The following is a 25,354-nucleotide window of genomic DNA, read 5'->3' on the forward strand; positions in this document are numbered from 1 at the left end:
GAATGAGTGCAAGTCAGATTGACGCAAAGGAAGAGTTTCTGAGCAAACTCTACGACGACTACCACTACAAGATTCCTAAGTTCCAACGCCCGTTTTCGTGGACTGAGGAACATTTCGTGGACCTCATCGACGACCTTACTGATGCATACGATGTCGGGCGAGATGCTCACGGGACGCTGCTCGACGAAACAGGCGAACTAAAGAAGCAGACTCTCGATGCGTACGAGCCCTATTTCCTCGGGAGCATCATCCTGAACGATGGGAGTGACTCCGGTGAACGCTCTGACATCATCGACGGACAACAACGATTGACCTCCCTCGCGATTCTGATTGCCGTTCTGAGAGACTTAGTAAATGATGAACCACGAGCGAATTCGCTCGGCGGACTCATTTACGAAGAGAGCGACCCAATTAAGGGGAAATCAGAGACGGTACGGCTCGAAATTCGAGAACGCGACCGCGACTTCTTTGACAAGCACATTCTCACCCGGGGAGCGACCGAGGACGCCCCCGACCCTTCAACGGGTGACAGCGAACCCAAGCAGAATATCCTGCAGGCCATTCAAACCTTCCGGGAGGAACTGGCCGAATGGCAAGACGAAGAATACGGCGACCTCGGTGACTTCGCGACCTATCTCACACTCCGCGTCGTGATGGTTCGCATCTCGACGAACTCACTAAGTTCTGCATTCCGGCTGTTCAACGTCACAAATGCGCGAGGGATGCCGCTTAACAATGCTGACCTGCTGAAGTCGGAGAACCTGAGCCACATTGACGATGACGACAAGCGGGAGGAATACCAGCGAAAGTGGGAGGATATGGAAGAAGAGGTGGGGAACGAGGGGCTGGAGCGGTTTATCGGTTTCATGCGCCATATCATCGTGAAGGAAAAGTCTCAGAAATCGGTCTACGACGAGTTCAAAGACCGCGTGTTCCCCGAAGATAACACGTTCAGGGGTGAGAGGTTCGTCGATTATCTAGAGACTGTCTTCGATGTCCATCGACATCGTATCTATAATGCAGAGTTAGATGCTGCCTCCTACGCGGAGGAGGTCTACTACCACAATTTGGTTTCTCTGATGCGTGACTTCTATCCTTCCGATGAATGGATGGTCGCACTCATCCAATTCGATGCGAAATTCGACGATGACTCTACTCTGTTGTCGTTTGTTGAGCAACTGGAGCGCCGACTCACTGTTGACTGGCTCACGGGCTCGTCGAACACAGGTCGGTATAGTCGTGTATACTCACTTCTCCGCGAAATTGAGGAGGCCAGTACGCCAGAAGACGTTCTCAATCTCCCGATGCTCAACGAGAAAATCGTGGAGGAGAGCGAGGCGTTCGAGAACGCACTTGACCTCAGTAACTTCTACCGGAAAGGGAACTATCAGTGGCCGAAGTACATCCTCATGCGGATTAACGGTGAGCGATTCGACAATCGTAACTCGAAGGTGGAGTACGGCAATAACGTCACTATCGAACATATTCTCCCCCAGACGCCAAACAACGACTATTGGCTGATTAGATTCGACGATGAGCACTGGCGGGACACGTGGACTGACCGTATGGGGAACCTCGTACCTCTCGACGGGCGGAAAAACTACAAGGTGAGTAACAAGCCCTTCACCGCGAAGTATGAGGAGTACTTCAAGAAGAAGAGTGACTTCCCGCTCGTCAATGAACTCGAAGAGTACGATGAGTGGACACCCGAAAATCTCCGGGAACGGCACGAACGCCTAAAACAGGAAGCTAAGGAAATCTGGCTTTCATAAACGCTATCTCTGCCGACACCTCCCGGTGGATGACTGGCTAATCGTAACTCACCATCCTTTAGCCAGAATCGGCACTATGGTCTGCAATTTGATGGTGGTTCGCGAGATACTGCGGTCCAATGTCGTGTTCTTCTCGTACTAGAAGTCGTCTCCCATCTATTTCAGACTCGTATTGATGCGTGATTTCCAGTGTTTGAGGGTCCACTGTTACCATTCTATTTTCGAAATCGACGTGGTGATTTGGACAGACAACAACCATGTTCTCTGGTTTGTCTGGCCCATCTTCCCCGAGTGGCATCAAGTGATGAACTTCTGAATAGCCACTCTCAGGACTACTTTGACGTCGCTCACCACAAATCTGGCAGCGGTCATCATACAGTCGTTTAAGTTCTCGGACGAGGGCATCATCACGAATTACTTCTTCTCGATAGGCCTCGCGGCGTTCGGTGACAGAAGTACCTTCTGACAACTGTGTATTGGTGTTCTCCTTAGTCTCGGTTTTCTCGCTTTCAGTAGCCGCGGAGGTTGCGAGGTCGTGTCCCTTCTGTGTTAACTGATTTACGTTCCCAGACCGCTCAATATAGCCTAGAACCTGTAGCCATTCCCGGTGGCGAGTAGCGACACCGACTGATTCCATATTTATATCTTCAAATTCGCTGACCAACACATCTCTAATCTCCTTGTCAGTGAGCGGGGTTTGCAGTAGTTGTTCAAGGGTTGTGTCGAAACCTTTCACATTCGACTGGAGGGCTCTGTATAGGACATCTAGGTCGGTAGACTCGATATATTGTTGTCCTCTCCGTCCAATTATGACTGCATCCTCATTTTGTTCAATCAATTCGATAGCTTCTAAGAAGCCCAAATGATGGTCAATGGCATCCCTGCTTGTAGCGTTTGTATTTTCCAAAATCCAGTCTTTTGCCTCTGACCGGGAGGGAGACTCCATCTCAATATAGGAAAGGAAGCGCTGGAGTAGCTGAAGGCGTCGACTGGTCCCTCCGTAGAATCGGTCGGTGGTCAAACGTCGGCCATCGGCCATTTGATGCAAATTCACACCATGGGCATATGATACTACGTCAATCGAGTGGTCGAAATAGGAGGTCTCAGGGAAGGCGTTCCTCGTAACCAAACTGAGCGAGTGGCACGTCATTCTCGGCGAGATAGTGAGCCCCGATGAGGTCCGTCTCGACTTCGCTTCGCTTGTGCGGCGCGTCAAGGTGAACCCCCTCAGCATAAGTAAAGTAAGCGTCTTCTCCAAACGTCTGTTCGTGGTTGTACAATCGGGACGCGATATTACTAGATTCCCCGATGTAGGCTAATGCTGGTCCGTCTGGGCAATCTTCGTACCAAATTCGGTAGAGTCCGTTTTTGGGTGGGTTGGCGTCGAGTCGCTCTTGCAGTTCATATGGTTCCGACCAGTTGAGCCCCATCCACGTTGGGGACGTGGTTTTTTTCCAATTCTGCCATTCTGGAGGCTCTATTCCACTTACACAATTCGGTTCAACCTCGTCTGAATCCAGTGGGCCACCTTTGTAGGCAGGGTCATTGTAGCTATAGCACGACTGCTTATATCCGTCAAGCATCCGTCCAAAGTTAGCAGTTGGACTTCGTCTCGTTTCTCGCCGGTGTAGCGCGATTAATGCCTCCTCCGTCCCTTTACGGTCTTGCTCGCTATCGGCGTAGTCTGGTGTTGTGTATGAAACCTCAAGTTCGGAACCTACAGCGTCTCGAACCGCCCACAGACAGGGGGCCGCTGTATGTGGGTCGCGGTAAGGCATTTCGTCTGCGAACGTTCCACGTGCAAGACTTTGGATGCGCCTCCGTGTATCCCCAGATTCACCAATGTATTCGAGAAAATCCCGTTCCTCCTTCTGATGCCGGATTCGGTAAATTCCCGGCTCTTTTGGCACTGTAGTGAAGGACCCTGCGTTGAGTGGCATCCAGTCAGACCAGTCGAGGTTCAGCCATTGAGGAGAATGAAACTCAGTTTCTGTCATAGCTCCTGTTTGTGTTCTTGCACGGATTATTCCTTATGCTCGCCTAACTACTAGAGTCCATCCGCTCCTTAAATACATTGAGTGATTCCTCGTGGATATCTTGGTAATTCGGGAGAGCTGACGCGTTCGACAGATAGTCACGATGGACGTCAATGCACGCTTCTATATACTCCTTCTCAACCTCTAAGTTGTGGACTTCCTCCTCTTTCGTCGAGAGTCGTCGCTCCAACTCTTCAATCCGCTCTGCGTTATCCTCAGGTTCGATAGTGGCCCGGCGCTGTTCAGCTTCGACCGTCAACCCCTTCTGAATCTCCTCACGAGCGAAATCAGAGAGGGATGCAACCGTAATTGGAGCTACCCCTGATGGCGTCGCGTTGGAGTTGTACTCTGTCTCGATGAGGCCAATGTTCTCCAGTTTCTTGAACCGGTATCTGACAGACGAGTTTCCAAGGCCCGTTGCTCTCCGAACATCTGTCGTAGAAGCTGTCCCGCCATGGCGCTCAATAGCGTGAACGATGTCACGCGAGCCCTCGTCAAGTTCCATATGGTAATTAAATGATATTTTGTGCATTGGTGTTGTGGTCAATAATCGAAGACATTAGAGGATAATATCCGTCAAAAGTGAATTGTCGAAAATATCGTCAACAGCCGTCAGCAGAGCCCTGCGACGACTACTTTGTATAGACACACCTCCATAAAGTAAGAGTTGAAAACTCTCTGGGTGAATTGAGGTAATCAGTGGTCAAAGAAGGGGACTCTATCTCTTGCATAAATATTGCTTTGGGAGGGACACCCAAGAATAGTGCTCAAGATGTCTCTATCTCGACTGGGTGTATTCTGCGGAGACAAGCCTCATGAAACCGAAGTGACGGCTCTGGTGAATCGCCATGCTGTGTCGGGTTTTAGTGCCTTGCTGTCTTTCTGAGCCCGGGCAATTGGTTCGGCACCACCCGATTTCTCGAGCGACATGATTTCTCATCGAAAGTCGCCGTACTCTAGGTGGTTCACCAGAGCCGAGGTGACCTAAAGAAAGTCGTGAAAAGGAAACGCTGAGAATTGCTTAAGTGAATTACTATCACACTATATGATATGATTGTATTCATCAAGAGGAAGGCCGGGAGTTTCATGAGATGGATTCGGGAACCGTGGTGCGGAGACCGTATCACTCGACCCGTCAGTCGGGACCCCGCGTCAACCGGCGAGTCACAAGCGCTAATACTGACGCACAAGGGGCTGACTGCACTGGTCGCCCTCATATACAGGATGTTGGTTGATGTGCCGCTGTACGTCGGTCGGTTCGTTGGCGGAATTGTAGCAGACCTCTGGCAGTCGGATTATCTCTACATCTGATATTATGGAGGAATGCCGGTCTCTGCGCTGGTGTTGACGGGAAAGATGGTTCTAAAGTCGTAGTGACTATCGCGGCCGCGATGGGCCGACTGCTACGAGACCTCATTAACGAGTAGAGTTACGTCGAGATGGTAAACCAATTGATGACAATATTTGTTACTGTATAGCAGAATCCGAAGCCAACAACAAGTAACGCCGGTTTTGCCTTATCAAGCGTAATTGCAGCACCGACGAGCCCTGCTACGATGCTGATGATTGCGCCTAATGGCGACGTCGGAACCCATACAAAGACGAGGACGACGAGAGTGTGGGCGAAGACGTCAATCGCTTCTGCCGGGCCGTCTGCCGCTTGAAGACGCATTAAGTAGAATAGCATGAAGAGACTGACGGCGGCAGTCGCTCCAATCCCGAATAGTTCTCCAAGGTTTTTCATGCTTTGTAATTGAACATTCATCAAGCATGAGGATAAGTTGTAGGGGTGGGGGTGCAACCGATCTCAATTTTGTAAACAAAAGTTTCTCTTTTGGCTATGAGATGGTCTTCCAGTTCCTTGACCATCCAACCATCTTTTTCATATAATTTCTCTAACCAGTACGGCGGGTCGTCAAACTCCTCCCAAGACATCCCTATGCGAAGACGCGAGAATGGATATCCTCTAATTGCGAGAGTATTGGTTCTACTTCCTGCGCACTCGGGTGGTATTCAAACAGGAATTCGTCATCCATCTTGTCCAGTAGTGATGCACTCGTCTCGATTATCTCTCTGCGGTCGTCTTCCATCGGCCGCTCACAAGTAATCTCCGCGACAATCAACCGAACATCATTTTCTGACAATTCTATCTCAAACTCTGCGTCGAATTCTTCGCCTGCAAACTCTAGGGGCGCGTGAAGAGCGAACCAGCAAAGGCAATCCTCCATCATCGGGTCTACTGTTGAGACGCGGTTGCCTATTCCTTCTTCGACGAGTGTGCAGAATTCGACAACACGGTCGTCCGCCATATCGGGAATTCGGGATTCAACGTCTGTCATGTATCAATGATGACGAAGATACGGGTTATAAATCTGGTTCTCCAAAGATGTACCTAAGACGTAGTTGAGTGAGTTTCATCCGGACTATCTCGGGTAGCCAGAACAATAGGTTTCTTGAATAGACAGAATCATTCTGTCTTCATGACAGACGAGCCTGATTCGCAGGGAATCACTGATATCTTATCTTTTCGCTGGTTTGGTGCTTTATTAGTCGCACTCTTAGTAGGTGTAGTTAGCGGGGCATCTATCATTTCAATACATACATCAACGCCATATTTGGACGTGATGAACGTCGTTGGTGCGCTTGCGTCCATATCTCTGTCTGCTGTTCTTGCATACTTGTACCTCCGTATGAGTGACATACAGGGTCAGCAAAAATCGATAATGACTCAGCAGCAAAAAATAATGGAAGCGGAACACCTACCGCACCTTTACCTGCAAAATATTGAAATTGAACAAGAGAAGATGCCGATAAGTGTCTCAAAGAAAATTGCTGACTCGAAATTAGGATTCGAGCTTGGTGAAATGGGTGAATTTAACGTTGACGTGGTTGAGCTATCTCTTCACAATGTTGGCAACGGCCTTGCAAAAGATTTGAGATTAGAGGTAGAAGTTGAGGGCAATAGTGAACAGAGTCTTACACTCTTCAGCCAAGAGGCAATTGGAAAGCCAATGTCTGAGTACCGACACAACAATAAGGCACTCCGTGAGAAAGAAATGCAGAGAGATACTGACCAGAATCATAGAGATTTTATTGAATCCAAAAAGAGCGGGAAGTTCTGGGTTCGTCCTTTATTTTTTGTGTGGACATATGAAGATGTAGTAGAAGTCCCATTTAGTTTTCTCTCAAAGTTGTATTCACAGCAGGATGTTGATGAGATTTATGTGAAGATAGGGCTGTCATACAAAGATATGGCCGGGAAACGTCACTATGGAGATATAGATGAGAAAACAATACCAATGAATGAGATTGGTCGTGGAGAGGGGTTAGCGGCTGTGGTTGAAAAAAAGGATATAGTTACCAATTCAGATAGCAGTGACCCAGAAATGGAAAATGTGTTCCATCCCCGGGGATTCTACATAGACAATGTACCTTCAGACTGGCCTCAGGTAGAACCAGATACGTTAGGGTGACGGTTTTGTTGTTCAAATTTCTCACATTGGGAGTCTATTGTAGGACTCCCAAACTCAACCGTGATTTCGGCCTGATAACCCCCTGATTTCACCTCGAAAATAGGCTTCTCTGCAGATTCCCCGACTCACACAACACCTTAGTACTCTATTGACATATTATAATACACACATGAATTGTAAGAATTGTAGCGAAGAACTTCCCGACTATCCTCAGAGAGAGGTTGAAGATGGTGACCTGAACGAGGTCATTATGCACAAGTACACTCCGGATGATGCACCATCCTACGTCTGTAGCCGTACAGACTACTACTGCAGCATTGAGTGCATTGCAGAGGTGAGCGAGCGATGAACACCTCTGACAAGCTCCTCGTCAAATACGCTGAGATATACCGGCAGAAACACGGCGAACTGCCAGAATTGCTCGAAGGGCAGGTCAACGAGGTGGTCGGACGATGAGACCCAACGTACGCTTGCTCGTGGCTGCCTTGATATTCAAAACCGGGCTCGGGCTCACGATGTTCGGGGTGTTCTGGACATGAGTGAAAATTTCACCCTCCAAGTCCACGACCGACGAGACCTCCGACGAGCACTCGACCGACTCTCACTCGAGCACGATGACCTCTGGGACGCCGACTCGTGTGACATTGGCGAAGCAATCGTGCGATTAGCGCTGGATAACCCCGACCTGCTGCTCCAAAAGCTCGGCCAAGTGGCTGGCGAAAATAATTCAGCCGTATTAGAGGGGTCGGATGCTCACTTACCAACAGGTGATAGCAATGAGTGAAACCGTCGTACACCGTCACTTTACGTTGGCACAGATAGACGACCTGCGAGACGCTGCGCATAGTCGAGACGCACGCTATGATTCGTCGCTGCGGGATGAGGTCTATGTAGTACTCTCAACCGACCTTGGAACCCGGGTAGGCGAGACCGTCCCACTGACTCACCAAATGTTTGACCTCGAAAACGGGGAAGTAACGCTTCCTGCTGGAATCCAGAAGGACTATCCAGTAGACGGTAAGTCGCCAAAGGCTGCGACGCTCCGACTGGACCCGTACGGCCACTTCGGGACGGTCAGACTGCTCAGAGTGTACTTCAAAGAGCTTGAGGACGATGGTCACGACTACCTGTTTCCGAGCAGGCAGAGCGACCACATGTCGACGGAGGCCGCTCGAGACATCGTGCGTAGGTTAGCTGTCGAAGCCGACGTTTCGCCCCGGAGAACAGACGGACAGCCTGCCGACCCGTCAGAAGCGCATCCACACGCATTCCGGCACTCACTCGCCAACTACATGCTGGCGGACGAGTCCACACGATTAGTCGACGTGCGCAACAGACTCCGTCACCGCAGCATCACGACGACCGAACGAGTCTATGAGCACTTCCAACGCCGATAATTCTATTTATCTACAGTTAGAGTATTCGACAACTCAATGAGCCTGAGTCTGTTCCAAGCAGTATCTCTAACTATTGCTGGCGTTTCTGTTGTAATTTCGTATATCAAATACCGGGAATATAAATACGAAAAGCAACGGGACATCTACCAATCCATCGTTGGCAATGAATATGAGTTCGAAATCACAGGTGAGGATGAAACCAACTGCTTCGAGGTCGTGAACATCGATGTGAAGAGTGGCCGTCGTCCGTGGAAGTGGCATACACTGGTTGTAATTGAATTTGATATCGAGGAATTCCCGTGGGATTCTCGTGATGATGATGTCGCTAATGATGCGGCTAAAGACCTCGCATGGACGTTCAACCTGCTAACAAAGGAAACACCAGAGATACGAGGGGCCGAACTATTTGAATCCTACAAAGCACCTGCTCTAACAGTCGTCTTTCCATCTACCGATTTATTCGCTATAACCGATTTTTTGCGGAAAACACAGACAACTATAGGTCACGTGTTCTGGCATTACGAAAGCGACGAAATGGCTGAGATGCCGATGAGACTTCATGCCCATTATTTGGAGGAACACTTGGAGTTGCTTCTACAAAACACCGACTCTGACCGTGAGGATTCAATGACCACACCTGTTTCATGGGTGGAAAATATAATGAGACACCATACAATATAGGTAAAGAGTACATCCAATTTTCATGAATTTAGAGAATATTCAGTGGAGAGAGTTTGAAGAGTTAATTGCCGTTTTGTGGGAGAAATTTGGCTACAAAACTAGGATTACGCCGCCCGGAAGGGACGGAGGGATAGATGTCATTGCCGAGCGGAGCGTGCCATATCAAGAAAGAATATTAATTCAGGTAAAGAACTACTCAATTGATAATAAGATTGGGGTGAAATTCGTACGAGAATATAGTTCGCTTCTTCATCGACCAAATGTTGATGGAGTTGTCATTGTGACTACTGGATTCTTCACTAAGCAAGCACGGGATGAAGCCAGAGAGATTGGGGTAAAATTAGTTGACCGCAGCGAGATTGAACGATTTATTGATGAGCATATATCTGAACTCCAACTATCAAAATTCACCCGAGAGCCAAATGGTTACAAAGGCGTGAACGATGCTGCTGAACTTGAAACATCTGAGAAGCCGACCGAGGTAGACCGGGAATCATCGAATTCAGAAAGTAGGACATTATCAGGGTATGATAGAGACAACGACTTCCCAAAAATAGCAGAAGACGACCCGGTACCTGATGTAACGGTACCCACATTTATTCGTGATGGGATTAGAGAACACCTTCTCAGCAACTCCCAGTACATGAATGCATTCTCGGGAAATGATAAAAACCCAATCTACCAATATATCTCGACTATACATCAGATTCCTATTAGTGGCCAAGTTAACCGAGACGCTATCATGGAAATTTGTGATAAGTACAATCTTCAATACATAGACAATTCAGAACAGAACATTGCCGTGAGATGGGAAAAGTATTGGAATGATTCTACACTAAACGTCAATTTAGAACATGATTCGATGATTGCTACCAAGTTTATTAATGAGATTTGCGAAAAATTGGATAATGTGGAATTAAAACAAACACCATCTGAATAGTGGGGGAGTGTTTTCCACACCATCCACTGCAAAGGTAGTATTATTTCTGTCAAGCATGTTCGCTCTCGCCCACCCCCAGCGGCTTTTCCTTTTGCGTGGATAGCTACTTTTAGTTAGAATAAACAATATCTTCGTATGACTGATTGGTCACCAAAAGAGGAAATGGGGTTGTTCGGATACCTCAAGTTTAAATTTGGATTTTGGGTTCAGGTATCGTCATTGCCGGGATGGGTGTACAAAGCTAATGACGGCTACTACGAAGGATACATCGATAAGCACGGTCAAAGGCCGTATGACGTTGAGAATATCTATACTGGAGACAATCTTGAATATAAGATATTCTATAGGACAGTAGGAGCACCGGGGCACATCAACGAAGAATACTATGCACGGCTCAACCGATGAAAAACGAGTCAGACTAAACGAGTCTACGAGCACTTCCAGAGGCGTTAACGACGCTCTCGTGGTGGTTGTGTCTGGAAGTGCCCCTCTGGGTCCACGTCGTCATCGACTACTTGTGCGGCGATGAGTGCCCTATCGCTCCATACTGTAGCGAATTTCGCCTTCCGGTCGCCGCAAACGATGTACTTGCTATTGTGCTTTGGATTGGTCGACGACAGGTTTTGATGACGTCCCCACGTGACTGAGATGTACTTGTCCGAGTCAATACGAGGATAGATGCGCATTAACTGGTCCCCTTCCCATGGTTTGAATGCGTTATTGTCCCACCATAGTGGAAGAGTGTCGTGCTTCTTCAATCCGCTGAGGTCGAGTTTATTTCTGAATTCAGCCATGCACTGCCCGTTCTGAGATTTACTTTTATAACCTCTTCGACGGAGGATGGATGAATGGTCACACAATACAGTAAAATACCCAACCTCGCCTAAATCAGCCATAGAATGTCAATCGGGACGCACGACGGACACGTCTTTAACGGAGACCGATGTCCAGTCGTCAGTTAAAAATTGAAACTGGTTGTGACACGCATGTATTACGGTATCTAGGTCGTCGCTCGGAGTGCCTGTAACGGACACGAACACGGTATCGTCCGACTGCATCATCTCGCATCGAGGTCCTTGTTCTGACATCACATCTGGATTTCGTGCCTAGAATGATAAACGGGTGAAAATATTTCGGATTGGATATTAAAGAATAAAACTCATAGATATTTAAGTACATTATCAATGGAACCAAGGTTATCCAGAAAAAAGAAATCTCACATGAATGAAAAATGGACTCGGAGACAATACTTAGCGGGTTCAGCAGTTGTTGTTGCAGGCTTAGCTGGGTGTGCAGAAGATAATACTGGAAGTAATGAAGACGGAAAGATATTCGACGGGGGTGAAACCCACCAATTCGAAAGCAGCGGTATGGAAGAAACAGACAGATTTGACCTCAATGAAGGAATTGTTGAAATAGACTATGAAATACCTGAAGAGGATATAACAACTGCACATCTTGTCTCAATGGATGACGGGACCGAGACACTTCTGTTAAATTGGTCAGGTCCACTTGAAGCAGAACTAGCACGTGTAGTGACTGGAGGAGAATACTTGCTTAGCGTTGAGGCAGAAGGGGACTGGTCTTTCGAAATTAACCAGCCAGAAGTTGAAGAAAACGAGGTTGAGGGCCTTCCATACGAAGCGGAGGGCTCAGAACCAACTTACGTTGGTCCAGTTGATGTGCCTGAAGAAGCTGAGATTCACGCACAACATGACGGCAAATCTGAACATGAAAGTGACCCGTTCTCCGTCGACACACTAACGGCAGATGGACTATGGAGCGGATTTAACGAAAGTGGAAATGTCGATATGACAAGACCACTCAGAGATGATGGCGTTATGTGGTTCTCCATCCACGCCTACCATGACTGGTCGTTCGAAGTTTCTGAATAACACGCATCCACACTGAATTTAATTCACACGCTTATCACTCTGGGGCGCATCGTATCAAGCGGAATCGCCAGATAGGGTCGACTGCCGTGATGCGGGATAACGATATCACCACGGTTCGAGAGTAAAATTCAGACCGAACCCCGAGCCCTCTGTGATACCTGACCGTGATGCGGAGTAACGGGCACGATGGGATTCGAACCCACGACCGTCGGATTAGAAGTCCGACGCTCTATCCAGACTGAGCTACGTGCCCTCGAGTCCTTCTCGTCGTCCAATCGGCATAAGCAATGGGGATTTTATTCGCTCTCGAACCCAACCCGTTCGGCGTCAGCGAGACACCGCTCAGTGGCCCCCTCGAGGTCCGGCTCCCGGACGCGTTCGCCGTCGCGAATCAGTGGCTCGAGCAGCGGCTCACCGTCCTGGGGCGCTGGTTGATCAGCGAGGCGAACTTCGTGGCCGCCGTCGGGCGTTCGATACACCTGTTTGTCCCCGGAGAGCTTCCCGCGTTTGGCGATCGGCTCGCCCTCAACTTCGACCAGGTCGAGACTGAAATCGACGCTGTCGGCACCCGTGATGTAGCTTCCGACGCCGAACCCGTCGGCGATGTCTCGAACCGAGCGAATCGAGTCGGGCGTGAGCCCCCCGCTACAGAAAATGTCGACGTCTTCGTGACCGCGGGCGTCCAGCTCCCAGCGCACTTCGCGGAGAATGTGGCGGAAATCACCGCGTCTCGAGCCGGTGGTATCGATGCGGACGCCGTCGAGGGAATCGCCGAGCGTCTCGGCTGCGAGGAGGCTCTCTTCGTGTTCGTCCCAGAAGGTGTCCACGAGGGCGATTCGGGGAACGTCCGCATCGACCGCCTCGTCGAACGCTCGCCAGGCGGCGTCCTGGTTCCCAGCGCCGAAAATCAACAGGAGCGCGTGGGGCATCGTTCCGCCAGCCTCACGCTCGAGGATGTCGCCAGCGGCGACGTGAGAAAAGCCGTCCAGGCCGGCCAACAGGGCCGCACGTTCGACCGTCGCCGCGATAGCGGGATGGACGTGGCGTGCCCCAAAGGAGAGGACGAGGGAGTCGGGCGCCGCCAGTCGTGTCTCGAGGGCGGCCGTCGCGAAGCCGCTGGGCTGGGAGAGAAAGCCAAGCAGCGAGGTCTCGAGTTCGGCGAACTCGAGGTAGGGGCCTTCGATACGCAGGACTGGCCCGCCATCGAATAGCTGTCCTTCGGGCAGCGCATCGACGTCGACGTCCCGGCCTTCGAAGAGCGTCCCAACGTCCTCTATCCCGGCGAACACCTCGAAAGAGCCCGTGGGGAACTGATCGGCGGTCACTTCGGCGACGACGTGTGGGTTTCGACCCGCGTGCTCGAGCGTTTCTCTGGTGCGCTCGAAGTAGGCATCGGTGGCACGCCCCTCGAGAATGGCCTCGTCGGAGACGATTCCGAACGGATTCGACATACGTTGGCTTTCTGGCGCGAGGCGTTAAAGGTCTCCCTTCGGCGTTACTGTCCGATGCCATGCACGCGTTGTCTTTCGGCTATCGTGTGGTGCTCGCCGTCGCTGCGGTTCCCTCAGTCGAGGCTGAGATAGTCGGCCCGCCACTCGAGGCGGTTGTGACGCCACTCGAGGCGGTGGTCATTCCAACACGTGGGTCGCTGGCCGTCGGTCCCTCGAGTGCGGAAACCGAGTCCCCGGTTGCGGGTCGAATCGCCTCGAGATCGGCCACCGTGGGTGCAGCCACGATTTCGACCCGGTCGCCGTCGACGGTCAGTTTGTAGGCACCCGAAAACTGGTCGTCACTGATTCGGTACGTGTCGCCGCTGTCGTCGACAGCCGTTCCGCCGCGGGTCTCGAGCAGGTCCCGGTAGGTGTCGGCGAAGCGCTCTGCGGCGGCCTCGCTTTCCCACTCGAGTGCCCAGACGTGACCCGTCGGGCCCTCGCCTTCGGCCCCATCGCCAGCGGCTTCGTAGGCGACGAACGTGTCGCCGGCCCAGGCGGCTGTCACGGGGTTATCGTAGGTGTACGGCGAGAGGGGCGTCGAGTCGTCGAACAGCGAACCCTCGAGGACGTTGTTCGTCCAGAGACCGGCAAACAGCGTCGCCTCACCGATGGTTTCGGTTCGAATTTCGCCGTCCTCGTCGGTGATCGGTTCCCAGCCACCACTCGAGCGGTCCTCGAGGGCCACCTCCCGCGGTTGCTGGTCCGGATACCGTTCGGGATGGATGAGCTGTGAGGTACTCACCGGCCGGTTCTCGAACGCGTCGTCGATCGCCTCCCAGCCACCGGTTCGGTGCAGGTGTTCGACGAAGGTTGCACCCTCGGAGTAGGGGGCGAAAATCGAGAGGAACAGGCCGACGTTCAGGTCCGTTTCCCCGCCACTCCCGTTCTCGAGCGCCTCGAGTTCGGGAAGACACTCCCACTCGACGTCACAGCGCTGTTCGTACAGGTAGGGGAGATAGTTCGCCTCGCCCTCGATCAGGCCGGTTTCGGCCCGGCGTTCGTCGAGGGTCGAGCCACGGCGCTCGAGGCCGACGTGCTGGTCCTGCAAGGCGTGGGTGAGTTCGTGGACGAGCGTGTCCCGACTGATTCGAATCGCCTCGGGGTCGTCGGTCACGACGACGACGCGGCCTGACTGATAAAACCCCTGTACTGAGTCGCCATAGAGTGTCTCGAACGCCTCGTTAACGTCGGTCTCGCCGTCGACGATAAACGGCGCACGCCACAGTTCGTTGGTAAACGCATCCGCTGGCTCGTCGCCGCGGTCGAACTGTTCGCGGACTTCCTCGCGGGTATAGACCTCTATTTCGACGTCCTCGGTGAACCGGACGCCACGAATCACCTCGATGCGAGCCATCGCCCGGTAGGACACGGCCTCGAGTTCGGCCCGGGTCAGCGCTTCGGGATCACCGATTTCGATCTCGTCGTCGGGTCCGAAGCCGTTGATCGAGCCGAGTTCGCGGTCATCGGCGCCAGGGCTGTCGGCCGGTGCCGAAAGCGGCGCCGTACAGCCCGTAATTGCAATGATCGCGACGAGGGCGACGACGATCAGCGTGTGGCGACGGTGCCCGGCGTCCATTGGTCCTCGAAAGGCCTCGAGCGAAATATAGGCTTGGCTATCTCGTCATCGCTAACGACCTACGAGGAGTCGGAGTTGGTATCACGAATGGCCGACACTACCCCTCGAAACCCAGTCTCCGTTCCGATCCAGAACGCTGCCCGTTTTATTCGCCCGGGCGGTTGTCGCCAACTCGAGCGACGAACCCGACGGCGAGGAGGGCGGCTACGGCGACGGCAGGCCCGAAGCCTGGAATCGAATCGTCGGCCGTGTCGTCATCGTTGGCGGCGTCATCGCCGGCTTCGTCGTCAGCCGTGTCGTCATCGTCGTCAGCCGGGGGCTCGACCGATTCGACGTCAGCGTGGACGCCCTCGAGGTCCTCGAGGGTAGGCGCGGTGACGATCCAGAGGCGGTCGTCGTCGACGATCACGGTCATAGCCATGTCGAAGTCACTGCCATCGTCGAAGACGTAGGTATTCTCACTGCCCTCGAGGTGTTCGCCGCCGCGGTGGTCGATCAGCTGTTCGTAGGCGTCGAGGAACGTCGTTGCGTCCTCGGCGTCCTCCCAGGCCAGTTTCCAGACGGCTCCGGCCTGACCGTCGTTCTCGTAGACGTACAGCTTATCGCCTTCCCAGCCGCTGGTCGCCTCGAGGTCGTAGTTGAGCGGATTCTCCGGATCGATGTCACCCGTTTCCGGATCGATGTTCAGGAACTCCTCCTGGGGGACGATCGGGTTGAAATCGTACGCCGGCTCCATCAGAATTGCCGAGAGACCGGCCTGACCGATCACGTTGTAATCGGGCTCGTCCTCGAACGTCATGCGTTCCCAGTCGTCGTCGCTTCGATCGGGGACCTCGAGGTCGGCGACGGTAAACTCGCCGTAGCGCTCGGGGTAGATGATCTCGACGGCGGAGCGAGGCATGTCGTCGTAGACGGCGTTGACGGCGTCCCAGCCACCCTGCTCGTACACGTGGTCGATGAAGTTCGGCCCGTCGCTGTAGGGCTGGAACTGCATGAAATACAGGCCCCAGCTTGGCGGTTCCCCCGCCCCAGCGCCGTCTTCGGCGTCGTCGAGGATGCACGGTTCGTTCCAGACGCCCTCCTCACAGTACTCGAGATACTGCTGTTCGACGCGGTGGACGTCTCCTTCGATGACTCCGAGTTTCCCGTTATCGAGATCGCGGGTGTTTCGTTCGTATCGAGCCAGATCGAAGTGCTGGTTCTGGAGGGCGTGGCCGAGTTCGTGGGCGAGGATGGCTTCGTCGAGTTGTAACTGGTCTGGATCGTCGGAGATGACGACGACTTCGTCGTTGATGAAGTCGTAGTAGCCGCCGACGGTGGCGCTGCGGTCGGCTTCTCTGACTTCGACGGAGTCTTCGGTACCGCCGATGAGCAACAGCGCCTCGAACTGGGCGTTGTCGAACAGTCGCGTCTGCTCGTCGACCTCGCCGTACTGCCCGGTGGTCTCTTCGGCGAACGCTTCGCGGTCGACGATTTCGACTGGCGGGATTTCCTCGAAGGTCAGACACCGTAACGCCTCGAACCGGGCGGCCGTCCGGGCGCTGACCTGCTCGAGTTCGTCTTCAGTCAGGCCGTCCGTGGCGTCGATATCGAGCGGCTGGTTGTACCAGTAGCCGTCGAACCAGCCGATGGTGTCGTTGCCATCGGCGGGGGCCGAGAAGTCAGCCGGCGGTTCGGCCGCACACTCGTGAACGTGGTCGTGGTCGGCCGCATACAGCGTCGATGCGTCTACTCCCTCGAGCGTGGTGTAATCGGCAGATTCCTCGAGCGTGGTCGTCGTATCGGTTGCGGCGACTCCACTCGTACCGGCGACCGCGACACCGGTCAGGAGGGCCAGGCCGAGAACGACGGCCGCGAGGAAAAATCGATTGTGTCCGGGTCCCATTCCTGGGTTACTCTCGGGAGAAGCGAGTGATAAAAGTGTCTGTTGTCAGAACGCGAACGAATTCTCGCGTATCGTCCTCGAGTGAACGCCAGATGTCCTACGCGAGTGGGTTCTTTCCGGGTAGCCCTCCCGAGTGGGTTCTGACGCCACAGTTTTTGGCTGAGGGACCCTACAATCACGTATGCACCTCGAGACAGAGACGACGGCCGTGGTCGTCGTCGACATGCAAAACGGCTTCTGTCACCCGGAGGGATCGCTGTACGCGCCGGGGAGCGAGGCGGTGATCGATCCAATCGTCGAACTGGTGTCACGTGCTCGCGAGGCCGGCACGCGAATCGTCTACACGCGAGACGTCCATCCGCCCGAGCAGTTCGAGGACGCCCACTACTACGACGAGTTCGAACAGTGGGGCGAACACGTCCTCGAGGGGTCGTGGGACGCCGAACTGGTCGCCGAACTCGACGTCCGCGACGATGATCTGGTGGTCGAAAAACACACCTACGACGCCTTCCACCGAACCCAACTCGAGGGCTGGCTCGAGGCCCGTGGTATCGAGGATCTCGCGTTCTGTGGCACTCTCGCCAACGTGTGTGTTCTCCACACTGCTGGCAGTGCGGGGCTTCGAGACTATCGTCCGATACTGGTCGAAGACTGTATCGGTGCCCTCGAGGACGACCACCGGGAGTACGCTCTCGAGCACGCCGACTGGCTGTTCGGTGAGGTCACAGCGCGCGAGTCGTTGTCGTTCGAGTAGCAGGTTCGAGACGAGTGGCAGATAGTGGAGTCACGGAGACGAGTAGCGAAGTCACCGAGGCGAGTGACGGGTTCGAGCGGGTGGCAAGCTTCTCCCTCGAGCGATAGCTAATTAGGTCACGGACGGTACCGCTCGCATATGGACGCGGCACTCGTTATTCTCGACGGCTGGGGCCTCGGTAGCGACGACGGCGGGCGCAACGCAATCGAGGGGGCACACACGCCCATTTTCGACCGATTGACCGACCGCGGTGTGGCTGGCTCGCTCGAGGTTGCCGGCCGACGTGTCGGCTTGCCTGACGGGCAGATGGGCAACAGCGAAGTCGGTCACCTCAACATCGGTGCGGGCCGGGTCGTCCTCCAGGAGTACACGCGGATCGCCGACGCCGTCGCCGACGGCAGCTTCCAGGAAAACGACGCCATCAACGCTGCTTTCGAGTACGCCCTCGAGCACGATGGCACGGTTCACTTCCTCGGGCTCGTCAGCGACGGCGGCGTCCACTCCGACCAGGAACACCTTCACGCGCTGATCGGAATGGCCGCCGAGCGCGGCGTCGACGCCGTCACCCATGCATTCACCGACGGCCGGGATACCGCGCCACACGGCGGGGAGAGCTACCTCGAGGCGCTCGAGTCGGTCGTCGACGAAGCTGGCACGGGCCACGTCGGGACGGTCACGGGACGATACTACGCGATGGACCGCGACGAAAACTGGGAGCGGACCGCTCGGGCCTACGACGCGATCGTCAACCGGGAGGCGGCGTTCGAAGCCGACTCGGCGGTCGACGCCGTCAGCGAGTCCTACGAGCGCGGCGAGACCGACGAGTTCGTCGAACCGACGCTGGTTCGTGGGGACGGCCTCGAGGCTGGCGCTACCGACGACGACGAACTGACAGACGAGGACCTGGCGCTCTCCGACGGCGACGCCGTCGTCTGGTTCAACTTCCGATCGGATCGCGCCCGCCAATTGACACGGATGCTCGGCGACATCCGCCCCGAATGGGATGTCGAAACCTCGCCACCCGACATCGAACTCGTGACGCTGACCCAGTACGACGAGACGTTCGACCTGCCGGTCGCGTTCCCGCCGACGTATCCGGAGAACGTGCTCGGAAAGGTGCTCGCCGACGCCGGCAAGACCCAGCTACGCATCGCCGAATCCGAGAAATACCCGCACGTCACCTACTTTTTCAATGGCGGCGACGAGGTGGCGTTCGAAGGCGAAACCCGCACCATCGTCGAGAGCCCCGACGTACCGACCTACGATATACAACCGGAAATGAGCGCGCCCGAGGTCACCGACGCCGCTATCGACGCCATCGAAACCGACGACCCCGACGTGCTCGTGTTGAACTACGCCAATCCAGACATGGTCGGTCACACCGGTGACTACCGGGCGACCGTCGAAGCCGTCGAGGCCGTCGACACCCAGCTCGGTCGCCTGGTGGAGACGCTCGAGGCCCAGGGTGCGCACGTGTTCGTGACGGCCGATCACGGCAACGCCGACGATATGGGCACCGAAGACGACCCACACACGGCACACACGTACAACGCCGTGCCGTTCTGTTATCTCGCGCCTCGAGACGAAGCTCCTGCGGCCACGGAGTCGGCCACTGCCGTCGACGAATCTGCTGACGAAGCCGAAGGTGAGACGACAGCCGTCTCGGTCAGACCTGGCGGCACCCTCGCCGACATCGCGCCGACGATACTCGAGTGTCTCAGCATCCAACAGCCACCCGAGATGACCGGCGAGTCGTTGCTCGAGTAACCCACTGGAGCGCCCGCCTCGAGACGGTTACCGAAGCCACAATAGGGAAGTAGTTCTGTCGACCACTCGAGACCGTGTTTCTCCCACCGTGGCCGGCAACGTTCTCCGTGCTCGCTGGCCTCGGGACCGTCGGGCTCATCGCACACCTCTGGAAACACCGACACGAAACCGGGGCCATCTGGTTCCTCGCCACTCTCGTCAGCCAGGCTGTCTGGTGTTTTTCGTATGGTGCCGCGTTGCTCGTCACCGGACCCACGCTGCGCCTCGCCCTCGAGATCGTATCGCTGGTGGCGATGAGCTGGATCGGGGTGGCCTTCCTGGGCTTTGCCCTGCTGTATACGGGACGAGGCAAACTCGTCCGTTCGCGCGGGTTTACCCTTCTGCTGGCCGTTCCCGCGCTGACGACGATTCTTCTGCCGACCAACTCGGTCCACGAACTGGTGTTCAGCGACTACACGGTCGACCCCGTCTTCGGCGTTCAGACGGTTTCGTACACGCTCGAGGGATGGGCGTACTTCGCCATCGGCGTCGCGACGCTCGCGGTTGCGGCAGGGACGCTGTTGCTGTTCGATACGGTCGTGAGCTACGGCCCGCTCTACCGCGCCGAGGCGCTGGCGGTCGCCGTGAGCGCCGTTCCGCCCGGGGTGGCCCTGCTCGTCTGGGCGCTCGAGCTTGGGCCGTATCCTCAACTGAACCTGACGACCGTCTTGTTCCTGCCACACGTCGCTCTCGACGCGTACGCCTTCGGTCGCGGGAAGATGTTCGAGTACAGCCCGGTCGCCCATCGAACGGCCGAACGAAACGCTATCGAGGAGCTGGACAATCCCGTCCTGGCGCTGGACGCCGACGGCCGCGTCATCACGCACAACACCAGTGCGAGCCGCTTATTCGACGTCGAGCCCACGCAAATCCTCGGCGAGCCGTTCGATTCCGTCGTGGACACACCAGTTGACCTCGAGGCCGACCAACAGACCGTCTCTTTGCATGCGGCGGGAGAACGCCGCGAGTTCGCGATCTCCATCTCGACACTCACTGACTACGACGACGACCCGGTCGGCCACACGGTGGTCTTTCAGGACGTAACGACCCAGCGGCGGCGCAAACAACGCCTCGAGATTCTCAACCGCATCCTCCGGCACAATCTGCGGAACGAACTCAACGTCGCACACGGCTACGTTGGGATCGTGGCCGACCAACTCGAGGACGAGGCGTTACGGACCCAACTCGAGGGCGCACAGGGCGACATCGCGGGCGTCATCCGGATGGGCGAGAAGGCCTGGGCGTTCGAACGGGCCATCGACTCGATGGACGACGAACCGACGCCAATTGCCCTGTCGGACACGCTCGAGGGGGTCGCCACCGATGTCGAGGCGACGTTCGACGGGGAGATCGACGTCTCGGTACCGGCTGACGTTCGACTCGTCTGCACAGGGGCGGTCTTCGAACAGCTGTTCGAGCAGTTGCTCGAAAACGCCCTCGAGCACGCCGAAAACGGGACACCCCGAGCAGAGGTCACACTCGAGACGGTAACCGACGCCGGCGAGGCCGTCCTGACTGTCCGCGACAGCGGGCCCGGGATCCCCGAACACGAACTGGCAGTCCTCGAGCGCGGGCAAGAGACGGCGCTCGAACACGGCAGCGGGATCGGCCTCTGGATCGTCCTCTGGTGTGTGACGGCACTCGGCGGCGACCTCGAGTTCGAGACCGACGACGACGGCACGACGGTGCGGGTGACGGTTCCTGGTGTCGTGTGATGAGGTCACAATGTGCCGGCGAACGCTCGCTACGGGGCCTGTGATCTGCGTGACGCGACGCCAGCAATCCCTACGCGAACGGTCCGCACTGGCCACAGGCCTTTGATGGCTACCCTGTACTCGAGCGTTTCGCTAGTGTTCCGACCTTCGACGCCGTCGGCGCACATCGAATCGCAAAAATACTCGCGGCCGAAAGCTTCCTCGAGTGACCACCCGCGTCCACGTTCGACCGGCATCGCTGGCCGACGCGCCGACCCTCGCTCGCCTGTATAGGGACGCCTACGCGACGAACGTCGAACTCGGCTTTCCCTCCCGTGCCGCCGAGGCTGATCGGGCCGACCTCGAGGCATGGATTCGAGAGACGCGCGTTTTCGTCGCCGTCGAGGGGGGCAAACTCGTCGGGAGCGTTCGCTATCGCGACCAGGGGAAGTATCACCCTGAATCGCCCGAATTCGGCCGACTGGCCGTCCCGCCTCGAGCGCGCGGTCGGGGTATCGCCGATACGCTGCTGGCGTTCGTCGAAGACCGTGCCCGCCGAGACGGGCACGACAGACTGCGCCTGCGAACGTTCGCCGGCCACCCGTTTTTGCCCGACGTCTACCGACGACGAGGATACAGGGACGTTCGGGTTCGCGAACTCGAGGGCGCGCCCTTCGACGTGTTGCACATGTGCAAATCTCTCTGAGAGCGATTTGTGGGACGCTCCAGAGACCACTCGAGCGGTGCGAACGAAACACAGAAACGAATCGACACCAACGATCAGGTGAGGATGACCCAGACACTTCACGTCACCGGAATGGGCTGTAGCGGCTGTGAGGAAACCATCGAATCCGCGCTTTCGGACGTCGAAGGCGTCGCCTCGGCGAACGCGGACAACGAAACGGACAGCGTCACCGTCGAGGGCGAGGCCGACCTCGAGACGGTTATCGCTGTAATCGAGGACGCTGGCTACGAAGCCGAAACATAGGGCTCGAATTCACTTCTTCGACCGCTCCAGAGGGTCATCGATCCAGTTGTAACACCGGAACGAGGCCGGTTCCTGGTTCTCGGTCACCATCGCGAGCGGGATGAATCCCTCACCACCTCTGGCCCCGGCCTGTCTCACCTCGGGGTCGTCAGCACGGGTCATCAGCTTCGCCTTCATCGAGAACGTCACCTCGAGGGTCCCCACGTGGTTTTCGTCGGGGTCGAACGTCATCGATACGTCGCCGCTTCCGAGGCCCAGGATTGCGGTTTCGTTCGGCGTCTCGATACCGAGGTCGTGACTGGTGAGAGCGTCCGAGCAGTCCTCGAGCCACGCCCGCATCGTCTCGCGGTCGAGTGCCTGTTGTAGCTCGAATTCACCCTCTCCGCCGATCTCGCCGTCATCGAAGGTGAGGGTTGGATAGACGAGTTCGTCCTCGGAGAGCACGTGGTCAGTCGTTTCCGGGTCGGGCGGCTCCGCGGGGACCTCGAGTTCGTCGCTGATCGCCGAGCGCGTCACAGTGGTCGATGACGGTTCTTGTGCGGCTGTGAGCGACGCTGTTTCGTCGTGTTCGGTCGTAACCGGCCTCTCGTCGCTGTTCGAGCCGACCTCGTTTCCATCGCCATCGGTCATCGGTCGTGCATTGTCCGGTCGATACTTGACTTCGGGGGGTCGTCGTGAGGACTCATGCCGGTCACGCCGCGTCTTTTAAGGAGCCTCCCCTCCGTCTTTCCGTATGGCCACGGGTCTGATCACGGACGAGACAGCAGATCAAATCGTTACCACCTGTCGAACTGCCGTCGGCGACAGCCTGCGCTCGGTGACGTACTTTACACGCGACGATTACGAGCAACTGTACCTTCGCGAGGACCTCGAGCGCGATGCGGACCTCACCAGCTTTATCGGCCACGAGTGGCGCGGCTTCAAGACGACGCAGGCGGCCTACGAGGGGTCGGAACTCGGGGATTACAATTACACGATTCGCGTTTTCGACAACGGATTCCTCATCCGGGTTACGACCGACCGAGAGGGCGTGTTCGCGACAACCGACGGCCTCACGATGAAGGATTTCGAGGAAGTCGCAACGAGCCTTCAGTCGTTCCTCGGAGAACGCGTCGAGTAACCGCTACCGATCGCCTCGAGAAACCTCCAGTTCGTCTTCAGAGTCGTGTTGACTCGAGGGAGCGCTCATCGGGAGGCCGGATCCGAGTTGTCCATCGGTTCCCAGCAGGCGAGCGAACCGTCGTTTTTCTGCAACGTATTTATCGAGAGCCATGCCACAGGACCACCACCGATTGCCACGTAGTTATGCGGCGTGTGCAGGGTGTAACGGACGATTAGGATTCGCGAAACGGTGTGCGCGGCGACACGACGACCGGCTGGAAACTCGGCTCGCTGAGGTCCTGAAAATCCGATCAATTCGGTCAATTTCCGTAGGCACTCGAGTGGTGCTCTCCAGTAGCCTCTCCCTGAACACGCTCTGAATGCCTGACCGACACCGAACGCACAGTGGGTCTCCGGCCCCTCACCGAACCGAACGGAGACGCACGATTCCGCGCTGACGACAGGCCTATGAATCGACCGCCCATACCGCTCCCCATGAGCGAGTTACCCGAACCGATGCGGGTCGCCTTCGACAGTCACGATGCGTTCACTCGAACCGACGAGATGGACGGTGCGAACGAAACGGATGACTCGAATGCGGACGAGGGAGGCTATCGACTCGAGACGACCGTGTTCGAGACGGTCGTGACGGCTGATCCGGCCGAAGGGAAACGCGATGGCGAAATCACGGTGACGATGACGCTTCCGACGCTGGATGCCGCGAGCGAGGATCACGTCGCGCCGATCGTCGAGGAAGGCTGGTTCGACACGTTCGAACGGCGACTCGAGGACGTCTTCACTGTCGCCGAAACGGGAACGTACGAACCGCCATCGGTCGACTACGACGCCGAGGCCGGGGACGTTCGAGTGACGCTCGAGTACGTCGCCTGGGACGCTCGAACCGGTGTCGAGGACGCCAAGGTCCTCATCGAGTACGTCGAAGGGACCTACGCACAGGGGTTAATTCCTGGCTATACGTACCGCGGACCCGCTGAAACCCTGCTCGCCACCGCACAGCAGGCGGGTACGGACGCTGCGGCCGGAAATGAGCCGTCGCTGTAGGCCGTCGCTACGTCGCTCCTCGAGTGGGTGGGTCCGATTCGATTTCCAGACGCGACGGGTATCGGTCACCTGGGCTGTCTCTACCCGACTAATGTCTCAATAGTTATTTAATTAAAAAACCGTAGTTAATATTGTCACCATAGCTATTATCGCATACCCGTTCTAAAGCTCGTTTTCGTGGTGAGGAACGATGGCGGTTGGACTGGCCTCGAGCACTGAGTGATCGGACGGGAGGTGCTCGCTCGAGGAAGCAAACGGTCTGGCCGAGAAACCGGTGTTCGTCGGCCTCGACGAACCCGGTGAGCCGGGGAAAGGTTGGGGCCCCGGCACAGTCACCGCGAGGGAGCGACGCGACCGAGCGGGCCGACGAACGACCGTCGGGAGTGAGGAGTGCTTTTGGTCCAGCTTTTGCCGAGCGTCGGGCTGTCGTGCAGCAGCTCGCTGCTGTCGACAGCCCCGAGCGCAGGGCAAAAGGTGGGGGTTCTAGTCCATCGCGATGTACGTTTTCGTGTCGGTGACACCCTCGAGGCCCTGTATTCCACCGGAGGCTGCTTTGAGCACGCCGTACACCTCTTCGGCGTCGACCTCGGCGATGATATCGTAGTTCCCGGCGACGATATGGGCGTCCGAAACCTGCTCGAGGTCGCGGATGCCAGCGAGCAGTCCCTCGGATTTTCCGGCGGCGGTTTTCACCATGATAAACGCGTGAACCATCGTCGCAGTGTGGTACTCTCTGTCATGACTAAAGCTTTTGCCCGTTTCGCTGGTGATCGAGCAGTGTTCGCGTGAACGAAAACCATG

28 protein-coding genes and 1 tRNA gene are annotated in these 25,354 nt (G+C 55.8%); 16 read left to right on the forward strand and 13 right to left on the reverse strand.

All coding sequences use genetic code 11. The features are described from left to right. Positions 1-2 precede the first annotated feature (2 nt). On the forward strand, positions 3-1,772 hold the full coding sequence (locus tag NLK60_RS14320) for a DUF262 domain-containing protein (RefSeq protein WP_254808454.1): 1,770 nt from the start codon (positions 3-5) through the stop codon (positions 1,770-1,772). Between the two features lie 58 nt (positions 1,773-1,830). On the opposite strand, the gene NLK60_RS14325 is transcribed toward NLK60_RS14320, so the two are convergent. From NLK60_RS14325 to NLK60_RS14335, 3 genes are all read right to left on the reverse strand, one after another. Continuing rightward, positions 1,831-2,811 (reverse strand): HNH endonuclease, encoded by a 981-nt coding sequence (locus NLK60_RS14325; protein WP_254808455.1) that lies wholly within the window; start codon positions 2,809-2,811, stop codon positions 1,831-1,833. Positions 2,812-2,875: 64 nt separating this feature from the next. Further along, the gene (locus tag NLK60_RS14330; protein WP_254808456.1) at positions 2,876-3,202 is read right to left on the reverse strand and encodes a hypothetical protein; all 327 of its coding nucleotides are present in this window, start codon (positions 3,200-3,202) and stop codon (positions 2,876-2,878) included. 610 nt (positions 3,203-3,812) lie between these two features. Next, complete coding sequence (locus NLK60_RS14335; RefSeq protein WP_254808457.1) at positions 3,813-4,313, reverse strand: winged helix-turn-helix transcriptional regulator; 501 nt, start codon at positions 4,311-4,313, stop codon at positions 3,813-3,815. A 545-nt stretch (positions 4,314-4,858) separates the two neighbouring features. On the opposite strand from NLK60_RS14335, the gene NLK60_RS14340 reads away from it, so the two are divergent. Further along, positions 4,859-5,119 carry a hypothetical protein gene (locus tag NLK60_RS14340; protein WP_254808458.1) on the forward strand — a complete coding sequence of 87 codons (261 nt, stop codon included), beginning with the start codon at positions 4,859-4,861 and terminating at the stop codon, positions 5,117-5,119. A gap of 118 nt (positions 5,120-5,237) precedes the next feature. Here NLK60_RS14340 and NLK60_RS14345 read toward each other — a convergent pair whose 3' ends face one another. The 3 genes from NLK60_RS14345 to NLK60_RS14355 are packed head-to-tail and all read right to left on the reverse strand — an operon-like array spanning position 5,238 to position 6,147. Further along, positions 5,238-5,552, reverse strand: coding sequence for a hypothetical protein (locus NLK60_RS14345; protein ID WP_254808459.1), 315 nt, complete (start codon positions 5,550-5,552; stop codon positions 5,238-5,240). Positions 5,553-5,572: 20 nt separating this feature from the next. Continuing rightward, positions 5,573-5,743, reverse strand: coding sequence for a hypothetical protein (locus tag NLK60_RS14350; RefSeq protein ID WP_254808460.1), 171 nt, complete (start codon positions 5,741-5,743; stop codon positions 5,573-5,575). A 2-nt stretch (positions 5,744-5,745) separates the two neighbouring features. Further along, entirely contained in the window at positions 5,746-6,147 is a 402-nt protein-coding gene (locus NLK60_RS14355) for a hypothetical protein (RefSeq protein ID WP_254808461.1), read from the reverse strand. Between the two features lie 141 nt (positions 6,148-6,288). Here NLK60_RS14355 and NLK60_RS14360 point away from each other — a divergent pair, with 141 nt between their 5' ends. The 7 genes from NLK60_RS14360 to NLK60_RS14390 all read left to right on the forward strand — a co-directional run bounded on the left by NLK60_RS14360 (position 6,289) and on the right by NLK60_RS14390 (position 12,194). Further along, entirely contained in the window at positions 6,289-7,281 is a 993-nt protein-coding gene (locus NLK60_RS14360; protein WP_254808462.1) for a hypothetical protein, read from the forward strand. A 535-nt stretch (positions 7,282-7,816) separates the two neighbouring features. Then, entirely contained in the window at positions 7,817-8,065 is a 249-nt protein-coding gene (locus NLK60_RS14365; RefSeq protein ID WP_254808463.1) for a hypothetical protein, read from the forward strand. Next, entirely contained in the window at positions 8,058-8,678 is a 621-nt protein-coding gene (locus NLK60_RS14370) for a tyrosine-type recombinase/integrase (protein WP_254808464.1), read from the forward strand. Before NLK60_RS14365 ends, NLK60_RS14370 begins: the two co-directional genes overlap by 8 nt. 36 nt (positions 8,679-8,714) lie before the next feature. Further along, positions 8,715-9,359 carry a hypothetical protein gene (locus tag NLK60_RS14375; protein ID WP_254808465.1) on the forward strand — a complete coding sequence of 215 codons (645 nt, stop codon included), beginning with the start codon at positions 8,715-8,717 and terminating at the stop codon, positions 9,357-9,359. Between the two features lie 22 nt (positions 9,360-9,381). Further along, positions 9,382-10,299: a restriction endonuclease gene (locus tag NLK60_RS14380; RefSeq protein ID WP_254808466.1), complete on the forward strand. Its 918-nt coding sequence runs from the start codon at positions 9,382-9,384 to the stop codon at positions 10,297-10,299. A 135-nt stretch (positions 10,300-10,434) separates the two neighbouring features. Then, positions 10,435-10,704, forward strand: coding sequence for a hypothetical protein (locus tag NLK60_RS14385; RefSeq protein WP_254808467.1), 270 nt, complete (start codon positions 10,435-10,437; stop codon positions 10,702-10,704). 779 nt (positions 10,705-11,483) lie between these two features. After that, positions 11,484-12,194 (forward strand): hypothetical protein, encoded by a 711-nt coding sequence (locus NLK60_RS14390; RefSeq protein ID WP_254808468.1) that lies wholly within the window; start codon positions 11,484-11,486, stop codon positions 12,192-12,194. A 178-nt stretch (positions 12,195-12,372) separates the two neighbouring features. Here NLK60_RS14390 and NLK60_RS14395 read toward each other — a convergent pair. The 4 genes from NLK60_RS14395 to NLK60_RS14410 form a co-directional block, all read right to left on the reverse strand. Further along, positions 12,373-12,447: transfer RNA gene (locus NLK60_RS14395), tRNA-Arg, on the reverse strand. A gap of 43 nt (positions 12,448-12,490) precedes the next feature. Then, positions 12,491-13,645, reverse strand: coding sequence for a nicotinate phosphoribosyltransferase (locus NLK60_RS14400; RefSeq protein WP_254808469.1), 1,155 nt, complete (start codon positions 13,643-13,645; stop codon positions 12,491-12,493). 79 nt (positions 13,646-13,724) lie between these two features. Beyond that, positions 13,725-15,263: an Hvo_1808 family surface protein gene (locus tag NLK60_RS14405; protein ID WP_254808470.1), complete on the reverse strand. Its 1,539-nt coding sequence runs from the start codon at positions 15,261-15,263 to the stop codon at positions 13,725-13,727. A 145-nt stretch (positions 15,264-15,408) separates the two neighbouring features. After that, the gene (locus NLK60_RS14410; protein WP_254808471.1) at positions 15,409-17,148 is read right to left on the reverse strand and encodes an Hvo_1808 family surface protein; all 1,740 of its coding nucleotides are present in this window, start codon (positions 17,146-17,148) and stop codon (positions 15,409-15,411) included. A gap of 181 nt (positions 17,149-17,329) precedes the next feature. Here NLK60_RS14410 and NLK60_RS14415 point away from each other — a divergent pair, with 181 nt between their 5' ends. The 5 genes from NLK60_RS14415 to NLK60_RS14435 all read left to right on the forward strand — a co-directional run bounded on the left by NLK60_RS14415 (position 17,330) and on the right by NLK60_RS14435 (position 22,390). After that, positions 17,330-17,902, forward strand: a complete 573-nt coding sequence (locus tag NLK60_RS14415) for a cysteine hydrolase family protein (protein ID WP_254808472.1) — start codon at positions 17,330-17,332, stop codon at positions 17,900-17,902. Positions 17,903-18,040: 138 nt separating this feature from the next. Next, positions 18,041-19,669, forward strand: coding sequence for a 2,3-bisphosphoglycerate-independent phosphoglycerate mutase (gpmI, locus tag NLK60_RS14420; protein ID WP_254808473.1), 1,629 nt, complete (start codon positions 18,041-18,043; stop codon positions 19,667-19,669). A 74-nt stretch (positions 19,670-19,743) separates the two neighbouring features. Next, complete coding sequence (locus NLK60_RS14425; RefSeq protein ID WP_254808474.1) at positions 19,744-21,423, forward strand: sensor histidine kinase; 1,680 nt, start codon at positions 19,744-19,746, stop codon at positions 21,421-21,423. Between the two features lie 205 nt (positions 21,424-21,628). Continuing rightward, on the forward strand, positions 21,629-22,108 hold the full coding sequence (locus NLK60_RS14430) for a GNAT family N-acetyltransferase (protein WP_254808475.1): 480 nt from the start codon (positions 21,629-21,631) through the stop codon (positions 22,106-22,108). A gap of 84 nt (positions 22,109-22,192) precedes the next feature. Then, positions 22,193-22,390 carry a heavy-metal-associated domain-containing protein gene (locus NLK60_RS14435; RefSeq protein WP_254808476.1) on the forward strand — a complete coding sequence of 66 codons (198 nt, stop codon included), beginning with the start codon at positions 22,193-22,195 and terminating at the stop codon, positions 22,388-22,390. A gap of 9 nt (positions 22,391-22,399) precedes the next feature. Here the strand turns inward: NLK60_RS14435 and NLK60_RS14440 are convergent, their stop codons facing one another. Beyond that, entirely contained in the window at positions 22,400-23,020 is a 621-nt protein-coding gene (locus NLK60_RS14440; protein WP_254808477.1) for a hypothetical protein, read from the reverse strand. 103 nt (positions 23,021-23,123) lie between these two features. On the opposite strand from NLK60_RS14440, the gene NLK60_RS14445 reads away from it, so the two are divergent. Continuing rightward, the gene (locus tag NLK60_RS14445) at positions 23,124-23,510 is read left to right on the forward strand and encodes a DUF7522 family protein (RefSeq protein WP_254808478.1); all 387 of its coding nucleotides are present in this window, start codon (positions 23,124-23,126) and stop codon (positions 23,508-23,510) included. A 3-nt stretch (positions 23,511-23,513) separates the two neighbouring features. Here NLK60_RS14445 and NLK60_RS14450 read toward each other — a convergent pair whose 3' ends face one another. Next, complete coding sequence (locus NLK60_RS14450; protein ID WP_254808479.1) at positions 23,514-23,663, reverse strand: hypothetical protein; 150 nt, start codon at positions 23,661-23,663, stop codon at positions 23,514-23,516. A 323-nt stretch (positions 23,664-23,986) separates the two neighbouring features. Here NLK60_RS14450 and NLK60_RS14455 point away from each other — a divergent pair, with 323 nt between their 5' ends. Beyond that, positions 23,987-24,553, forward strand: a complete 567-nt coding sequence (locus NLK60_RS14455) for a DUF5813 family protein (protein ID WP_254808480.1) — start codon at positions 23,987-23,989, stop codon at positions 24,551-24,553. Positions 24,554-25,036: 483 nt separating this feature from the next. Here NLK60_RS14455 and NLK60_RS14460 read toward each other — a convergent pair whose 3' ends face one another. Continuing rightward, positions 25,037-25,267 (reverse strand): Lrp/AsnC ligand binding domain-containing protein, encoded by a 231-nt coding sequence (locus NLK60_RS14460; protein ID WP_254808481.1) that lies wholly within the window; start codon positions 25,265-25,267, stop codon positions 25,037-25,039. Between the last annotated feature and the right edge of the window lie 87 nt (positions 25,268-25,354).

It is taken from the genome of Natronosalvus amylolyticus (genome assembly GCF_024298845.1).
Taxonomy (GTDB): domain Archaea; phylum Halobacteriota; class Halobacteria; order Halobacteriales; family Natrialbaceae; genus Natronosalvus; species Natronosalvus amylolyticus.

Bases quoted from the DNA above. Each gene is read 5' to 3' on its own strand.
- NLK60_RS14320 (WP_254808454.1), top strand. From the start codon at position 3: ATGAGTGCAAGTCAGATTGACGCAAAGGAAGAGTTTCTGAGCAAACTC.
- NLK60_RS14325 (WP_254808455.1), bottom strand. From the start codon at position 2,811: ATGGCCGATGGCCGACGTTTGACCACCGACCGATTCTACGGAGGGACC.
- NLK60_RS14330 (WP_254808456.1), bottom strand. From the start codon at position 3,202: ATGGGGCTCAACTGGTCGGAACCATATGAACTGCAAGAGCGACTCGAC.
- NLK60_RS14335 (WP_254808457.1), bottom strand. From the start codon at position 4,313: ATGGAACTTGACGAGGGCTCGCGTGACATCGTTCACGCTATTGAGCGC.
- NLK60_RS14340 (WP_254808458.1), top strand. From the start codon at position 4,859: ATGATTGTATTCATCAAGAGGAAGGCCGGGAGTTTCATGAGATGGATT.
- NLK60_RS14345 (WP_254808459.1), bottom strand. From the start codon at position 5,552: ATGAAAAACCTTGGAGAACTATTCGGGATTGGAGCGACTGCCGCCGTC.
- NLK60_RS14350 (WP_254808460.1), bottom strand. From the start codon at position 5,743: ATGTCTTGGGAGGAGTTTGACGACCCGCCGTACTGGTTAGAGAAATTA.
- NLK60_RS14355 (WP_254808461.1), bottom strand. From the start codon at position 6,147: ATGACAGACGTTGAATCCCGAATTCCCGATATGGCGGACGACCGTGTT.
- NLK60_RS14360 (WP_254808462.1), top strand. From the start codon at position 6,289: ATGACAGACGAGCCTGATTCGCAGGGAATCACTGATATCTTATCTTTT.
- NLK60_RS14365 (WP_254808463.1), top strand. From the start codon at position 7,817: ATGAGTGAAAATTTCACCCTCCAAGTCCACGACCGACGAGACCTCCGA.
- NLK60_RS14370 (WP_254808464.1), top strand. From the start codon at position 8,058: ATGAGTGAAACCGTCGTACACCGTCACTTTACGTTGGCACAGATAGAC.
- NLK60_RS14375 (WP_254808465.1), top strand. From the start codon at position 8,715: ATGAGCCTGAGTCTGTTCCAAGCAGTATCTCTAACTATTGCTGGCGTT.
- NLK60_RS14380 (WP_254808466.1), top strand. From the start codon at position 9,382: ATGAATTTAGAGAATATTCAGTGGAGAGAGTTTGAAGAGTTAATTGCC.
- NLK60_RS14385 (WP_254808467.1), top strand. From the start codon at position 10,435: ATGACTGATTGGTCACCAAAAGAGGAAATGGGGTTGTTCGGATACCTC.
- NLK60_RS14390 (WP_254808468.1), top strand. From the start codon at position 11,484: ATGGAACCAAGGTTATCCAGAAAAAAGAAATCTCACATGAATGAAAAA.
- NLK60_RS14400 (WP_254808469.1), bottom strand. From the start codon at position 13,645: ATGTCGAATCCGTTCGGAATCGTCTCCGACGAGGCCATTCTCGAGGGG.
- NLK60_RS14405 (WP_254808470.1), bottom strand. From the start codon at position 15,263: ATGGACGCCGGGCACCGTCGCCACACGCTGATCGTCGTCGCCCTCGTC.
- NLK60_RS14410 (WP_254808471.1), bottom strand. From the start codon at position 17,148: ATGGGACCCGGACACAATCGATTTTTCCTCGCGGCCGTCGTTCTCGGC.
- NLK60_RS14415 (WP_254808472.1), top strand. From the start codon at position 17,330: ATGCACCTCGAGACAGAGACGACGGCCGTGGTCGTCGTCGACATGCAA.
- gpmI (WP_254808473.1), top strand. From the start codon at position 18,041: ATGGACGCGGCACTCGTTATTCTCGACGGCTGGGGCCTCGGTAGCGAC.
- NLK60_RS14435 (WP_254808476.1), top strand. From the start codon at position 22,193: ATGACCCAGACACTTCACGTCACCGGAATGGGCTGTAGCGGCTGTGAG.
- NLK60_RS14440 (WP_254808477.1), bottom strand. From the start codon at position 23,020: ATGACCGATGGCGATGGAAACGAGGTCGGCTCGAACAGCGACGAGAGG.
- NLK60_RS14445 (WP_254808478.1), top strand. From the start codon at position 23,124: ATGGCCACGGGTCTGATCACGGACGAGACAGCAGATCAAATCGTTACC.
- NLK60_RS14450 (WP_254808479.1), bottom strand. From the start codon at position 23,663: ATGGCTCTCGATAAATACGTTGCAGAAAAACGACGGTTCGCTCGCCTG.
- NLK60_RS14455 (WP_254808480.1), top strand. From the start codon at position 23,987: ATGAGCGAGTTACCCGAACCGATGCGGGTCGCCTTCGACAGTCACGAT.
- NLK60_RS14460 (WP_254808481.1), bottom strand. From the start codon at position 25,267: ATGGTTCACGCGTTTATCATGGTGAAAACCGCCGCCGGAAAATCCGAG.